Annotated in this window: 28 protein-coding genes; all 28 read right to left on the bottom strand. The window is 44.5% G+C overall.

From position 1 onward, the window contains the following. Nucleotides 1-130: 130 nt before the first annotated feature. On the bottom strand, nt 131-526 hold the full coding sequence (gene rplQ / locus AB4140_RS18990) for a 50S ribosomal protein L17 (RefSeq protein ID WP_076543214.1): 396 nt from the start codon (nt 524-526) through the stop codon (nt 131-133). A gap of 45 nt (nt 527-571) precedes the next feature. Further along, entirely contained in the window at nt 572-1,561 is a 990-nt protein-coding gene (locus tag AB4140_RS18985) for a DNA-directed RNA polymerase subunit alpha (protein WP_076543215.1), read from the bottom strand. 24 nt (nt 1,562-1,585) lie between these two features. Next, on the bottom strand, nt 1,586-2,206 hold the full coding sequence (gene rpsD / locus AB4140_RS18980; protein WP_102440090.1) for a 30S ribosomal protein S4: 621 nt from the start codon (nt 2,204-2,206) through the stop codon (nt 1,586-1,588). A gap of 32 nt (nt 2,207-2,238) precedes the next feature. Beyond that, a complete protein-coding gene (gene rpsK / locus AB4140_RS18975) occupies nt 2,239-2,631 on the bottom strand; it encodes a 30S ribosomal protein S11 (protein ID WP_011635661.1) in 393 nt (130 codons plus the stop codon). A gap of 17 nt (nt 2,632-2,648) precedes the next feature. Further along, nucleotides 2,649-3,005 carry a 30S ribosomal protein S13 gene (gene rpsM, locus AB4140_RS18970; RefSeq protein ID WP_076543217.1) on the bottom strand — a complete coding sequence of 119 codons (357 nt, stop codon included), beginning with the start codon at nt 3,003-3,005 and terminating at the stop codon, nt 2,649-2,651. 119 nt (nt 3,006-3,124) lie between these two features. Then, nucleotides 3,125-3,238, bottom strand: a complete 114-nt coding sequence (rpmJ, locus tag AB4140_RS18965; RefSeq protein ID WP_006083579.1) for a 50S ribosomal protein L36 — start codon at nt 3,236-3,238, stop codon at nt 3,125-3,127. 22 nt (nt 3,239-3,260) lie between these two features. Beyond that, complete coding sequence (gene secY, locus AB4140_RS18960) at nt 3,261-4,601, bottom strand: preprotein translocase subunit SecY (protein WP_076543218.1); 1,341 nt, start codon at nt 4,599-4,601, stop codon at nt 3,261-3,263. Nucleotides 4,602-4,608: 7 nt separating this feature from the next. Beyond that, entirely contained in the window at nt 4,609-5,043 is a 435-nt protein-coding gene (gene rplO, locus AB4140_RS18955; RefSeq protein WP_055026491.1) for a 50S ribosomal protein L15, read from the bottom strand. A gap of 2 nt (nt 5,044-5,045) precedes the next feature. Continuing rightward, complete coding sequence (gene rpmD / locus AB4140_RS18950) at nt 5,046-5,228, bottom strand: 50S ribosomal protein L30 (RefSeq protein WP_076543219.1); 183 nt, start codon at nt 5,226-5,228, stop codon at nt 5,046-5,048. A 6-nt stretch (nt 5,229-5,234) separates the two neighbouring features. Then, nucleotides 5,235-5,738, bottom strand: coding sequence for a 30S ribosomal protein S5 (gene rpsE, locus AB4140_RS18945; RefSeq protein ID WP_076543220.1), 504 nt, complete (start codon nt 5,736-5,738; stop codon nt 5,235-5,237). Between the two features lie 12 nt (nt 5,739-5,750). Next, complete coding sequence (rplR, locus tag AB4140_RS18940; RefSeq protein WP_076543221.1) at nt 5,751-6,101, bottom strand: 50S ribosomal protein L18; 351 nt, start codon at nt 6,099-6,101, stop codon at nt 5,751-5,753. 10 nt (nt 6,102-6,111) lie between these two features. Continuing rightward, complete coding sequence (rplF, locus tag AB4140_RS18935; protein WP_076543222.1) at nt 6,112-6,645, bottom strand: 50S ribosomal protein L6; 534 nt, start codon at nt 6,643-6,645, stop codon at nt 6,112-6,114. A 10-nt stretch (nt 6,646-6,655) separates the two neighbouring features. Beyond that, a complete protein-coding gene (gene rpsH, locus AB4140_RS18930) occupies nt 6,656-7,048 on the bottom strand; it encodes a 30S ribosomal protein S8 (RefSeq protein ID WP_076543223.1) in 393 nt (130 codons plus the stop codon). 24 nt (nt 7,049-7,072) lie between these two features. Continuing rightward, nucleotides 7,073-7,378: a 30S ribosomal protein S14 gene (rpsN, locus tag AB4140_RS18925; RefSeq protein WP_076543224.1), complete on the bottom strand. Its 306-nt coding sequence runs from the start codon at nt 7,376-7,378 to the stop codon at nt 7,073-7,075. A 10-nt stretch (nt 7,379-7,388) separates the two neighbouring features. Continuing rightward, a complete protein-coding gene (rplE, locus tag AB4140_RS18920) occupies nt 7,389-7,928 on the bottom strand; it encodes a 50S ribosomal protein L5 (protein ID WP_076543225.1) in 540 nt (179 codons plus the stop codon). Between the two features lie 12 nt (nt 7,929-7,940). Next, nucleotides 7,941-8,255, bottom strand: a complete 315-nt coding sequence (gene rplX / locus AB4140_RS18915; RefSeq protein ID WP_102440089.1) for a 50S ribosomal protein L24 — start codon at nt 8,253-8,255, stop codon at nt 7,941-7,943. Nucleotides 8,256-8,266: 11 nt separating this feature from the next. Beyond that, nucleotides 8,267-8,635, bottom strand: coding sequence for a 50S ribosomal protein L14 (gene rplN / locus AB4140_RS18910; protein WP_076543234.1), 369 nt, complete (start codon nt 8,633-8,635; stop codon nt 8,267-8,269). Nucleotides 8,636-8,849: 214 nt separating this feature from the next. Then, nucleotides 8,850-9,098, bottom strand: a complete 249-nt coding sequence (rpsQ, locus tag AB4140_RS18905) for a 30S ribosomal protein S17 (protein ID WP_055026501.1) — start codon at nt 9,096-9,098, stop codon at nt 8,850-8,852. Then, nucleotides 9,098-9,289 (bottom strand): 50S ribosomal protein L29, encoded by a 192-nt coding sequence (rpmC, locus tag AB4140_RS18900; RefSeq protein ID WP_006083592.1) that lies wholly within the window; start codon nt 9,287-9,289, stop codon nt 9,098-9,100. Before rpmC ends, rpsQ begins: the two co-directional genes overlap by 1 nt. Continuing rightward, nucleotides 9,289-9,699 (bottom strand): 50S ribosomal protein L16, encoded by a 411-nt coding sequence (rplP, locus tag AB4140_RS18895; RefSeq protein ID WP_055026502.1) that lies wholly within the window; start codon nt 9,697-9,699, stop codon nt 9,289-9,291. Before rplP ends, rpmC begins: the two co-directional genes overlap by 1 nt. A gap of 11 nt (nt 9,700-9,710) precedes the next feature. Further along, nucleotides 9,711-10,400, bottom strand: a complete 690-nt coding sequence (gene rpsC / locus AB4140_RS18890) for a 30S ribosomal protein S3 (protein ID WP_102440088.1) — start codon at nt 10,398-10,400, stop codon at nt 9,711-9,713. A 12-nt stretch (nt 10,401-10,412) separates the two neighbouring features. Next, a complete protein-coding gene (gene rplV, locus AB4140_RS18885; protein ID WP_102440087.1) occupies nt 10,413-10,745 on the bottom strand; it encodes a 50S ribosomal protein L22 in 333 nt (110 codons plus the stop codon). Between the two features lie 15 nt (nt 10,746-10,760). Continuing rightward, entirely contained in the window at nt 10,761-11,039 is a 279-nt protein-coding gene (gene rpsS / locus AB4140_RS18880; protein ID WP_006083596.1) for a 30S ribosomal protein S19, read from the bottom strand. A 15-nt stretch (nt 11,040-11,054) separates the two neighbouring features. Next, a complete protein-coding gene (rplB, locus tag AB4140_RS18875) occupies nt 11,055-11,879 on the bottom strand; it encodes a 50S ribosomal protein L2 (protein WP_102440086.1) in 825 nt (274 codons plus the stop codon). Between the two features lie 16 nt (nt 11,880-11,895). Further along, nucleotides 11,896-12,198: a 50S ribosomal protein L23 gene (gene rplW / locus AB4140_RS18870; protein ID WP_076543230.1), complete on the bottom strand. Its 303-nt coding sequence runs from the start codon at nt 12,196-12,198 to the stop codon at nt 11,896-11,898. After that, nucleotides 12,195-12,800, bottom strand: a complete 606-nt coding sequence (gene rplD, locus AB4140_RS18865) for a 50S ribosomal protein L4 (RefSeq protein WP_076543231.1) — start codon at nt 12,798-12,800, stop codon at nt 12,195-12,197. The genes rplW and rplD overlap by 4 nt, the downstream gene beginning before the upstream one ends. Nucleotides 12,801-12,816: 16 nt before the next feature. After that, nucleotides 12,817-13,455, bottom strand: coding sequence for a 50S ribosomal protein L3 (gene rplC, locus AB4140_RS18860; protein ID WP_076543232.1), 639 nt, complete (start codon nt 13,453-13,455; stop codon nt 12,817-12,819). A 27-nt stretch (nt 13,456-13,482) separates the two neighbouring features. Further along, nucleotides 13,483-13,794 (bottom strand): 30S ribosomal protein S10, encoded by a 312-nt coding sequence (gene rpsJ / locus AB4140_RS18855; RefSeq protein ID WP_055026509.1) that lies wholly within the window; start codon nt 13,792-13,794, stop codon nt 13,483-13,485. Nucleotides 13,795-14,140: the final 346 nt, after the last annotated feature.

Here is a 14,140-nt window from a genome sequence, read left to right as displayed (position 1 = left end):
AGGTAAGCCAGGTAAGCCAGAGTAAAATACTAAGAGAAATTAATTAGTAAAGATGATTTAAGTTAAAATTTCACGAAAAATAGACATAAAAAAACCGAGCTAGGCTCGGTTTTTTTAAATGAGTAATAAATTACTCTGCAGCTTCTACTTCAACAGCTTCAGCAGCTTCAGGGCGACCTACTAACTCGATGTAAGCCATTGGGGCTTTATCACCGGTACGTAGACCACACTTAAGAATACGAGTGTAACCACCAGGACGTTCCTGGAAGCGTGGACCCAATTCAGTAAATAACTTACCTACAACTTCAGCGTCGCGGGTACGAGCAAAAGCTAAACGGCGATTTGCAACGCTGTCAACTTTAGCAAGTGTTATTAGAGGCTCAACTACGCGGCGCAGTTCTTTCGCTTTAGCTACTGTAGTCTTGATTAACTCATGACTAACTAGTGAGCATGCCATGTTACGGAACATAGCTTGACGATGACTGCTGTTGCGGTTTAGTTGACGACCACTCTTACGATGGCGCATGACCTAATCCTTATAATCTTTAATCTGTACTAACTAAACTGGGACTTATAGGTCGTCTGCTAAACTAGCTGGAGGCCAGTTTTCTAGACGCATACCTAAAGACAATCCGCGAGACGCTAATACATCCTTAATTTCAGTAAGAGACTTCTTACCTAAATTAGGAGTCTTGAGCAACTCAACTTCAGTGCGTTGTACTAGATCTCCGATGTAATGAATCGCTTCAGCCTTCAAACAGTTGGCTGAACGTACAGTTAGCTCTAAATCGTCGACAGGACGCAACAGAATCGGATCAAACTCCGGTTTCTCTTCTACAACAGTCTGTTCAGTCACATCACGAAGGTCTACGAACGCATCTAGCTGTTCAGCTAAAATTGTTGCAGAACGACGAATTGCTTCCTCAGGATCAATAGTACCATTAGTGGTCATATCGATAACGAGTTTATCTAAATCAGTACGTTGCTCTACACGTGCTGCTTCAACATTATATGCAATGCGAGCAACAGGTGAGAATGAAGCATCAACCAACAAGCGACCAATTGGGCGATCATCGTCTTCGGTTTGTGCACGAGCCGAAGCTGGAACATAACCACGACCACGCTCAACACGGATACGCATGCTGATATCATTGTTACCAGTCAAATGACAGATAACATGATCAGGATTCATAATGGTAACATCACCATCATGTGTGATATCTGCTGCTGTAACAGGGCCTGTGCCTGACTTACTTAAAGTAAGTAAAGCTTCATCCTTACCCTCAATGTTTACCGCTAAACCTTTAAGGTTAAGCAATATCTCAAGGATATCTTCTTGTACGCCTTCTTTGCTACTGTACTCATGTAACACGCCGTCGATTTCGACTTCAGTTACGGCACAGCCAGGCATAGACGACAATAAGATACGACGCAAAGCGTTGCCTAATGTGTGACCAAAACCACGTTCTAGTGGTTCTAGCGTAACCTTGGCACGAGTTGGGTTAACCTGCTCTATGTCAACGAGACGCGGTTTTAGAAATTCTGTAACAGAACCCTGCATTGTGTCCTCTCTTGTTTGTTAGCTTTACTTAGAGTAAAGCTCGACGATCAGCTGTTCGTTAATTTCCGCAGACAAATCGCTACGTTCTGGTAGACGCTTGAAAGCACCTTCCATTTTCGCGCTGTCGACTTCAACCCATGTAGGCTTCTCACGTTGACCAGCCACTTCTAAAGCCGCTTTAATACGAGCTTGAGTACGTGACTTTTCACGGATGCTTACAACATCATTCGCAGACACTTTGAATGACGGAATGTTAACAACACGACCGTTAACCACGATTGATTTGTGGCTTACTAATTGACGTGATTCAGCACGAGTCGCACCAAAACCCATACGATAAACAACGTTATCTAAACGGGTTTCTAAAAGAGCAAGTAGGTTTTCACCAGTGTTGCCTTTTAGACGTGCAGCTTCTTTGTAGTAGTTACGGAATTGCTTTTCTAGCACACCGTACATACGACGAACTTTTTGTTTCTCGCGTAGCTGTAAACCGTACTCTGATAAACGTGGCTTACGTGCGCCATGTTGACCAGGTGCAGCTTCAAGCTTACACTTCGAATCGATTGCTCTCACACCGCTTTTTAGGAAAAGGTCTGTACCTTCTCTGCGGCTGAGCTTGAGCTTAGGACCCAAGTATCTTGCCATGATCTTTCTCCAACTATCCTATATACGACGTGTTATACACGACGCTTTTTAGGTGGGCGACAGCCATTATGAGGGATAGGTGTCACATCGGTAATGTTGGTGATTTTATAACCAACAGCGTTCAGCGCACGAATGGCTGACTCACGACCTGGACCTGGACCCTTTACGAAAACTTCAAGGTTTTTAACACCGTAATCTTGTGCAGCAATACCTGCACGCTCAGCAGCAACCTGCGCAGCGAACGGTGTAGATTTACGTGAACCACGAAAACCTGAACCGCCAGAGGTAGCCCAAGACAACGCATTACCTTGACGATCTGTAATGGTGACAATTGTGTTGTTGAAAGATGCATGGATATGAGCCATACCATCTGCAACCTGTTTACGTACGCGCTTACGCGGAGAACGTGACGGAACTTTAGCCATTTTGGTTTACCTTCCCGTTACTTTCTAATTGGTTTACGTGGACCTTTACGCGTACGCGCATTGGTCTTAGTACGTTGCCCACGAAGAGGCAGGCTACGGCGATGGCGGAGACCACGATAACAACCAAGATCCATAAGACGCTTGATGTTCATTGAAATCTCACGACGTAAGTCACCCTCTACTGAGTATTTGGCAACTTCTTCGCGTAGAATATCTATTTGAGCTTCGCTCAATTCCTTGATCTTAGCATCTTCAGCAATTGAAGTAGCTGCGCAGATTTCTCTAGCGCGCGTACGTCCAATACCAAAAATTGCAGTCAATGCGATGACTGTGTGCTTTTGATCAGGAATGTTAATGCCAGCGATACGGGCCACTATGCACTCCTTAATATGTTAAAGGTCGACTGCGAAAAGCCCGAAAGGATACTCGACAGCCAACAAATTTGCAAACATTATTTGCTCAGTTCTATTTAGAACTGAGCAAATATCTTTTTTTAGCCTTGACGCTGTTTGTGTTTTGGTTCAACACAAATCACACGTACAACGCCACTACGCTTGACGATCTTGCAATTACGGCAGATCTTCTTCACGGAAGCTCGAACTTTCATTTCATCACTCCGTTAAAAGCTATTAGCGACCAAAGCGATCTAAATTCGCTTTGTTTACTAGGTTAGCTTTCTTCATCACAGACTCATACTGATGAGACATCATATGGGTCTGAACCTGAGCCATGAAGTCCATGATTACGACTACAATAATTAGTAGTGAAGTACCGCCAAAATAGAACTGTACTTTCCACGCAATTAACATGAACTCCGGAATTAAACAGATAAAGGTAATATAAATCGCACCCGCAAGGGTCAAACGAGTCATTACTTTATCAATGTAACGCGAAGTCTGTTCTCCAGGACGAATCCCAGGAATGAACGCACCACTTTTCTTCAAGTTATCAGCTGTCTCACGTGGGTTAAACACCAACGCAGTATAGAAGAAACAGAAGAAAACGATAGCTGTTGCATACAATAATGAATACAGCGGTTGTCCAGGTGACACAGCTAAAGCGAAATCGCTTAACCATGACATGGACTCATTTGCACCAAACCACTGAGCCAGTGTGCCTGGGAACAAAATAATGCTGGATGCAAAAATTGGCGGAATCACACCTGCCATGTTCACTTTAAGAGGTAAATGTGTGCTTTGCGCTGCGAAAACCTTACGGCCTTGTTGACGCTTAGCGTAGTTAACGACGATACGACGTTGACCACGTTCTACAAATACAACTAAATAAGTAACTGCAAATACGATTACTGCTAATAGCAACAGAACCAGTACATTCAAATCACCTTGACGAGCCTGTTCAGCCGTTTGGCCGATAGCAGACGGTAAACCAGCAACAATACCTGCGAAAATTAATATCGAGATACCATTACCAATACCACGTTCAGTAATTTGCTCACCTAGCCACATTAGGAACATTGTTCCTGTCACTAGACTCACAACTGCAACAAAGTAAAAACCAAAACCTACATTGACCACAAGGCCAGGTACTAGGCTTGGCAAACCTGTTGCAATACCAATCGATTGAAGCGTACCCAACACTAACGTTCCGTATCTAGTGTACTGACTGATTTTCTTTCTTCCTGACTCGCCTTCTTTTTTCAATTCAGCAAGAGCAGGATGAACAACAGTCAATAATTGCATGATAATCGATGCCGAAATATACGGCATGATACCTAATGCAAAGATAGAGGCACGCTCTAAAGCACCACCCGAGAACATGTTAAACATGCCAAGGATGGTATCTTTTTGTTGAGCAAACAGATCTGCTAACACAGCTGCGTCAATACCAGGAATTGGTACAAACGAACCGGCTCTAAAGACGATAATCGCACCAATCACGAACAGGAGACGGGTTTTCAATTCAGATAAACCGCCTTTCGCGCTTTTTAAATCAAGTCCTGGTTTTGCCATCGACGTATTATTCCTCGATCTTGCCGCCGGCAGCTTCAATAGCTGCACGTGCACCTTTGGTTACCTTCAGACCTTTAACGGTCACTGGGCGTTCAATGGTACCTGAAAGAACGATTTTCGCAAACTGTATGTTGCGAGTAATTACGTTCGCATCTTTCAGTGCGTTAAGGTCGATAACATCACCGTTAACTTTTGCTAGTTCGAGTAAACGAACTTCAGCTGAGACCAAAGCTTTTCGCGAGGTAAAACCGAATTTAGGTAAACGAATTTTAAGAGGCATTTGACCACCCTCAAAACCGATACGCACACCGCCGCCAGAACGAGACTTTTGTCCCTTATGACCACGACCTGCGGTTTTACCTAAACCAGAACCAATACCACGACCTACACGCTTAGGAGCAGACTTAGATCCTGCTGCTGGAGATAGAGTATTTAAACGCATTATTAATCCTCCACCTTAACCATGTAGTAAACTTTATTAACCATACCGCGAACTGAAGGAGTATCTTCAACTTCAACGGTGTGGCCAATACGTCTTAGGCCTAAACCTAATAAACAGGCACGGTGCTTTGGCAAACGACCAATCGCACTCTTTGTCTGTGTTACTTTAAACGTTTTAGTAGCCATGGTGCATTAACCTCGAATTTCATCAACATTCAAGCCGCGCTTAGCTGCAACTTGTGCTGGTGACTTCATGTGCACCAACGCATCGACAGTAGCTCGAACGATGTTGATCGGGTTAGTAGAACCGTATGCTTTTGACAGAACGTTATGAACGCCTGCTACTTCCAATACGGCACGCATTGCGCCACCGGCAATAATACCGGTACCTTCCGATGCTGGTTGCATGTAAACACGCGAACCAGTATGGCGACCTTTAACTGGGTGATGCAGTGTACCTGCGTTCAACTCCACGGTAACCATGTTACGACGGGCTTTTTCCATTGCTTTTTGAATAGCAGCTGGAACTTCGCGCGCTTTACCATAGCCATAGCCAATCTTACCGTTACCATCACCTACCACTGTTAGTGCGGTGAAGCTAAAGATACGACCACCTTTAACTACTTTAGAAACACGATTAACTGCAATCAATTTCTCTTGCAAATCGTCTTTCTGCTGAGCTTCTAATTTAGCCATTTTTATAACCCCTTAGAATTTCAGGCCAGCTTCACGAGCTGCGTCAGCTAATGCTGCTACGCGACCGTGATACTTGAAACCAGAACGGTCGAATGCAACCGAAGTTACACCTTTTTCGATCGCACGCTCTGCAACAGTTTTACCCACTGCTTTAGCTGCGTCTACGTTACCGGTACTCTTTAGTAGTTCTTTAACCGCTTTTTCAACGGTTGAAGCAACTGCCAACACCTGAGCTTCAGGATTAATCACCTGAGCATAAATGTGACGCGGTGTACGATGTACAACCAGACGGTTCACGCCCAGCTCTTGGATCTTCTTACGAGCACGCAGAGCGCGACGTAAGCGAGATGTTTTCTTATCCATATCGCGTTACCTACTTCTTCTTAGCCTCTTTACGGCGTACTTGCTCGTCTGCATAACGAACACCTTTGCCTTTATAAGGCTCTGGTGGACGATAGCCACGAATCTCAGCAGCAACCTGACCAACTAACTGTTTATCAACGCCCGAAAGGACGATGTCAGTTTGGCTAGGACACTCTGCAGTAACACCTGCGGGAAGTTTGTGAACCAATGGATGTGAGAAACCTAAAGTTAGATCTAGGTTTGAACCAGCTGCTTTCGCACGGTAACCAACACCAATTAACTTTAATTTTTTAACAAATCCTTCAGAAACACCAACAACCATGTTGTTTACTAGTGCACGAGCTGTACCAGCTTGAGCCCAAGCGTTAGCAACGCCTTCAACTGGACCAAAACTTAGTACGCCGTTGTCTAGAACAACACTTACCGCTTTGTTGATTTCTCGAGTCAAACTACCTTTAGTACCTTTTACGGTGATAGTTTGTTCGTTTAAGGTCACCTCTACGCCGGCAGGAATAGACACTGGTGCTTTTGCTACACGTGACATACCTAGCTCCTTACGCTACGTAGCAGATAACCTCGCCACCCATGCCTGTTAGGCGGGCAGCACGATCGGTCATCAAGCCTTTAGAAGTGGACACAATTGCGACACCCAGACCGCCCATCACCTTTGGAAGTTCGTTTTTACCTTTGTAAATACGAAGACCAGGACGACTTACGCGCTGGATAGTCTCAACGACTGGTTTGCCTTGGAAATACTTTAAAGTGATTTCTAATTCAGGCTTGGCTTCTTCTGCTACGGCGTAGTCAGTAATGTAACCTTCATCTTTAAGTAATTTCGCAATTGCTACTTTTAACTTAGCTGAAGGCATCTTTACTGATACTTTGTTAGCAGCTTGGCCGTTACGAATACGTGTTAACATATCCGCAATAGGATCTTGCATGCTCATATTAGCTTACTCCGTGACAAGTGCTTACCAGCTGGCCTTACGTAGACCAGGAACTTCACCACGCATAGTAGCTTCACGTAATTTAATACGGCTAAGGCCGAATTTACGTAAGAAACCATGTGGGCGACCAGTTTGATTACAACGGTTGCGTTGACGCGCAGCGCTAGAATCACGAGGTAGAGCTTGTAACTTAAGAACAGCTTCCCAACGGTCTTCGTCAGAAGTCGCAGGTGCGCTGATAATAGCCTTAAGTGCTAAACGCTTTTCAGCATATTTAGCTACGAGCTGTGCACGCTTTGCTTCACGTGCTTTCATAGATGATTTTGCCATTATGCTACCCTTATTTCTTGAATGGGAAGTTAAATGCGTCTAACAAAGCACGACCTTCTTCATCATTCTTCGCAGTAGTAGTGATAACAATATCCATACCACGAATCTTATCGATTTTATCGTAATCGATTTCTGGGAAGATGATTTGCTCACGCACACCCATTGCGTAGTTACCACGACCGTCAAACGCTTTTGCGCTTAGGCCACGGAAGTCACGAATACGTGGGATTGCAATGTCAACTAAACGCTCTAAAAATTCCCACATACGCTCACCGCGTAGGGTAACTTTACAGCCAATAGGGTAGCCTTCACGGATTTTAAAACCAGCAACTGATTTACGTGCAACAGTTACAACTGGTTTTTGGCCAGCGATTGCAGTCATATCACGGAGCGCATGCTCCATAACTTTTTTGTCTGCAACGGCTTCGCCTACACCCATGTTAAGGGTGATTTTTTCAATCCGAGGGACTTGCATGACACTGGTATATTCGAACTTTTTAGAAAGTTCTGCAATAACAGTCTCTTGATATTTATCATGCAGTTTCGCCATCGTTTACTCCGTTTACTTAATGAGTTCACTATTCGATTTAAAGAAACGGACTTTTTTGCCGTCTTCGAATCGGAAACCAACACGATCTGCCTTGCCTGTGGCTTGGTTAAAGATCGCTACGTTTGATGCTTGTATCGCTGCTTCTTTCTCGATTACACCACCAGTTACGCCCAATTGTGGGTTTGGCTTTTGGTGTTTTTTAACAAGATTGATGCCTTCAACAATCAACTTACCAGTAGGTAGGACTTGAGAAACTTTTGCTCGTTTACCCTTGTCTTTACCTGCTAATACAATTACTTCGTCTTCACGACGGATTTTAGCTGCCATTTTGAAGCTCCTTACAGTACTTCTGGTGCCAGAGAGACGATTTTCATAAACTGCTCGTTGCGCAATTCACGTGTCACTGGTCCAAAAATACGAGTACCAATCGGTGCAAGGTTTGCGTTAAGCAAAACTGCTGCATTCCGATCGAAGCGAATGACAGAACCATCTGGACGACGTACGCCTTTCTTAGTACGGACTACCACCGCGTTATATACATCACCTTTCTTCGCTTTAGCGCGAGGAATAGCTTCTTTAACAGAAACCTTGATGACGTCGCCGATACCGGCATAACGACGATGAGAGCCACCCAAGACCTTAATACACTGAACTCTACGAGCGCCACTGTTACACGCGACGTCTAGAGTCGATTGCATTTGGATCATTTTAAGTGCTCCGCTATCGTTACTACAAAACCCCGAAATTGGGATCATATTTGTCCACTTCTTGAACAATTCATACCTTGCTAATTACTCATTAGCATTGAATGCAATTTGTTCAAAAATGGGGCGCAAGTATAACACCAAAATATTGGGTTGCATAGTATAAAAAAACAAACGGCCCCAAGCATTGGAGCCGTTTACTATAACCTAATGATTACTAGGCTTTTGTTACTACTTCAACAAGTGTCCAAGACTTAGTCTTAGAAAGAGGACGACACTGACTAATAGTCACTACGTCACCTTCATTACACTGATTGGTTTCGTCATGTGCATGGATCTTAGTTGTACGCTTAATGTACTTCCCATAAATAGGATGTTTCACTTGGCGTGCAATAGCAACAGTAATAGACTTGTCCATTTTGTTGCTAAGAACTCGACCTTGCAAAGTACGGATTTTATCAGACATTACGCACCTGCCTTAGAAGTAATAATGGTCTTAACACGTGCAATGTTACGACGCACTAATTTCAATTGATTCGTTTGAGTCAACTGACCAGTAGCGTGTTGCATACGCAGGTTAAACTGCTCACGCAGCAGACCAAGTAATTCAGCGTTAAGTTCTTCAACGCTCTTTTCTCTTAGTTCGCTCGCTTTCATTACATCACCGTCTTAGTTACGAAGGTAGTCTTAATAGGAAGCTTGGCAGAAGCTAAAGCAAACGCTTCACGCGCTAACTCTTCAGATACACCATTCATCTCATAAAGAACCTTACCAGGTTGAATCTGACATACCCAGTATTCAACGTTACCCTTACCTTTACCCATACGCACTTCAAGAGGCTTAGAGGTAATTGGCTTGTCAGGGAAAACTCGAATCCAAATTTGTCCTTGACGTTTAATGTGACGTGTCATGGCACGACGTGCAGATTCGATTTGACGAGCTGTTAAACGACCACGGCCGACAGCTTTCAAACCGAAAGTACCAAAGCTAACTTCAGTACCGTTCGCTAGACCGCGGTTACGGCCTTTGAACATCTTGCGAAACTTCATACGTTTAGGTTGCAGCATTAAAGTTTCTCCTATTTAGCACGAGGCTTGCGCTTAGACTGCTGCTTCGGCTCTTCTAACGCGACAACGTTACCGTCTAGAACTTCGCCTTTGAAGATCCAAACTTTAACGCCAATCACACCGTATTGGGTGTGACTTTCAGCTGTAGAATAGTCGATATCAGCACGTAGAGTATGCAAAGGTACACGACCTTCACGATACCACTCAGAACGTGCGATTTCAGCTCCGCCTAGACGGCCGCTCACTTCAACTTTGATACCTTGAGCACCAATGCGCATTGCGTTTTGAACTGCACGCTTCATAGCGCGACGGAACATAACACGACGTTCTAGTTGCTGCGCAATACTGTCAGCAACTAACTTTGCGTCTAACTCAGGCTTACGGATCTCAGCGATGTTGATTTGAGCAGTAGTGCCTGTAATTTTAGATACATGTGCACGTAATACTTCAACGTCTTCACCTTTCTTACCAATCACAACGCCTGGACGGGCAGTGTGAATAGTAACGCGGATGCTCTTCGCAGGACGCTCGATAACGATTTTAGATACTGATGCAGCCTTCAATTTCTCTGTAAGATATTGACGAACTTCCCAGTCGCTGTTCAGATTATTCGCATAATCTGACTTATCGGCGTACCAAGTAGAGATCCAAGGCTTCGTGATACCCAGACGGATACCATTAGGATGTACTTTCTGTCCCATTGCTCTCTTCTCCTAGCGATCTGATACAACCACAGTAATGTGGCTGGTACGCTTCATGATACGATCAGCGCGGCCTTTGGCACGAGGCATGATGCGCTTCATAGTTGGTGCTTCGTCAACAAAGACTTGGCCAACTTTAAGCTCATCGATATCTGCACCTTCGTTGTGTTCGGCGTTTGCGATAGCTGAGTCTAGTACTTTCTTAACCAGTACGGCGGCTTTCTTAGGGCTGAAGGTCAAAATCTCAAGCGCCTTAGATACAGGCAACCCGCGAATTTGATCAGCAACTAGACGGGCCTTCTGCGCAGACGTACGGGCGTAACGATGTTTAGCTAAAACTTCCATCTTATGTCTCCCGTATTAACGCTTCTTCGCTTTCTTATCTGCAGCATGGCCGCGATAAGTGCGAGTTGGTGAAAATTCACCAAGCTTATGACCGATCATTTCGTCAGTTACGAACACAGGTACGTGCTGACGACCATTATGGACAGCGATGGTCAACCCAATCATATTTGGGATGATCATTGAGCGGCGAGACCAAGTCTTAATTGGTTTTTTATCTCCCGCTTCCATCGCTTTCTCTACCTTCTTCAGCAAGTGCAGGTCAATGAAAGGACCTTTCTTGAGAGAACGTGGCATGGGCGAATCCTCTTACTATTTGTTACGACGACGTACAATGTACTTGTCGGTGAGCTTATTACTACGAGTTTTATAACCCTTAGTTGGCACACCCCATGGACTTACTGGATGACGACCACCAGAAGTACGGCCTTCACCACCACCGTGTGGATGGTCTACCGGGTTCATTGCAACACCACGCACTGTAGGGCGTACGCCTCTCCAGCGTTTAGCACCTGCTTTACCTAACTGGCGTAGCATGTGCTCGGCATTTCCAACTTCACCGAATGTTGCACGACAATCAACAGGCACTTTGCGCATTTCGCCAGAGCGAAGACGTAAAGTTGCATATTGGTTATCACGAGCAACAACTTGAACATAAGCACCAGCTGAACGCGCGATTTGAGCACCTTTACCAGGTTTCATTTCTACTGCGTGCACAACACTACCCACTGGGATGTTGCGAAGCGGCATTGCGTTACCGGTTTTGATGTCTGCATCCACACCAGATTGGATTGCATCACCAGCTTTCATGCCTTTAGCGGCAAGAATGTAGCGACGCTCACCGTCTGCGTACAATACTAACGCAATGTTAGCTGTACGGTTTGGATCATATTCCAGACGTTCAATTTTCGCAGGGATACCGTCTTTATTGCGTTTGAAATCAATAATACGATAATGCTGCTTGTGTCCACCACCAACGTGACGAACAGTGATGCGACCCGTATTGTTACGGCCACCACTTTTAGATTTCTTAGCCAACAGGCCTGCAAAAGGTTTCCCTTTATGCAAGTCGCTGTTCACCACTTTAACAACGTGGCGACGACCTGGAGAGGTTGGCTTACACTTAATAACTGCCATGATAATTCTCCTTTGCTTACTCAGCGCCACCGACGAAATCGATGTCAGCACCAGCAGCTAAAGTTACATAGGCTTTTTTCCAATCGCTACGACGACCTACACGGCCACCGGTACGTTTAGTTTTGCCTTTGTTTACCAAAGTGCGAACACTATCAACTTCAACTTCGAAAAGTTTCGCTACAGCAGCTTTAATCTCTGCTTTAGTCGCATCGATTGCTACGCGGAAAACTACAGTGTTGTTTTTCTCAGCTAATACAGTGCTCTTTTCAGATACATGTGGCGCTAAGATAACTTTTAGCAAACGTTCTTCGGTGATCATGCTAGCATCTCCTCGATTTGCTTCACTGCATCAGCAGTAACAAGAACAGTGTTGAACGCGATTAGACTAACTGGGTCTAGACCCGCTACGTCACGTACGTCAACCTTGTATAAGTTGCGTGCTGCTAAGAATAAATTCTCATCAACATCTGCAGTAACAATTAGAACGTCTTCTAGTTGCATTTCTTTTAACTTAGCTTTCAGCTCTTTAGTTTTAGGAGCTTCAACACTAAAAGATTCAACAACGACTAAACGCTCTTGACGTACCAATTCAGAAAGAATGCTTTTTAGAGCACCACGGTACATCTTTTTGTTAACTTTTTGGCTGTGATCTTGTGTTTTAGCAGCGAATGTTACGCCACCGCCACGCCAGATCGGGCCTTTAACACTACCGGCACGAGCTCGGCCTGTGCCTTTCTGACGCCAAGGCTTTTTGCCTGAGCCAGTTACTTCCGCACGAGTCTGTTGAGCACGAGTGCCCTGACGCGCGTTTGCAGCGTAAGCTACAACTACCTGATGGACCAATGCCTCGTTAAAGTCACGGCCGAAGGTAGTTTCGGAAACTTCAAGAGCGCTTTGCGCGTCTTTCAATACCAATTCCATTACTATCTCCTCAGACCTATGCTTTAACGGCTGGCTTGATAATCAAGTCACCATTGGTAGCGCCAGGAACAGCACCTTTTACCAATAACAAGTTACGCTCTGCATCTACACGTACAACGTCTAGATTTTGAGTAGTTACTTGCTCGGCACCCATGTGGCCAGACATTTTCTTACCTTTGAAAACGCGACCAGGTGTCTGGTTTTGACCAATAGAACCATTAGATCTATGAGCCAAAGAGTTACCATGTGTCATATCTTGAGCGTGGAAGTTCCAGCGTTTAATACCGCCTTGGAAGCCCTTACCTTTAGATTGACCAGTAACATCAACTTTCGCTGTATCTGCAAAGATATCAACGTTAAGTTCAGCACCAACTTCAATGCCTTCACCTTCACCATCTGCCAAACGCAATTCCCATAAACCTCGACCGGCTTCTACGCCGCTCTTAGCAAAATGGCCTGCTTCTGGCTTAGTGATGCGGTTGGCTTTTTTGGTACCAGTAGTTACTTGAAGAGCACGGTATCCGTCGTTTTCTAAAGTTTTCACTTGAGTTACGCGGTTACCAGCAATTTCAATTACTGTTACAGGGATTGAAGCACCATCTTCTGTGAAGATGCGAGTCATACCCACTTTACGACCAATAAGACCGATAGCCATCTTTCAAACCTCTTCTAAGGATCTCAATTAACCTAAGCTAATCTGAACGTCGACACCAGCGGCAAGATCTAAACGCATTAATGCGTCTACAGTCTTTTCAGTTGGCTCTACGATGTCAACTAAGCGCTTGTGAGTACGAATTTCGTACTGATCACGTGCGTCTTTGTTGACGTGCGGAGAAGTCAAAATGGTATAACGTTCTTTACGCGTAGGAAGTGGAATTGGACCACGAACCTGTGCGCCTGTACGCTTAGCAGTTTCAACGATTTCCGCTGTTGATTGATCGATCAAACGATGATCAAATCCTTTCAAGCGGATACGGATTCTTTGGTTCTGCATTGACCAGAGCTCCTAAAATGCACACATAAAAAATCACCCTCTAGCTTCTTCCCAATGGAAAAGCAGAGCGAGATGATTTAACCGTAGACTCCCAATCGGAGTCAATTATGAAAATGAATAATCCAAATGATTAAACATTATATTACGCTGTCTAGGACAGCGAAGGGCAATTATACAGATCTAATTTCATAGATCAACCCCTGCGAACAAAAACTCTTCAATTTAGTGGTTCTGTTCAAGGCGGTGGATTTTACATGGTTAGAATCAAAATGCAATAAAAACAAAAAAGGAAGCCGAAGCTTCCTTTTTTATGTGTTAACTAAAGACGCTATTAAGCGATAACTTT

Origin of the sequence: Shewanella sp. 10N.286.51.B2, from assembly GCF_041469265.1 — a bacterium.
In the GTDB taxonomy this organism is placed as follows: domain Bacteria; phylum Pseudomonadota; class Gammaproteobacteria; order Enterobacterales; family Shewanellaceae; genus Shewanella.
The sequence above is the reverse complement of the archived record's forward strand: the minus strand, read 5'-3'. Positions and strand labels throughout refer to the sequence as shown.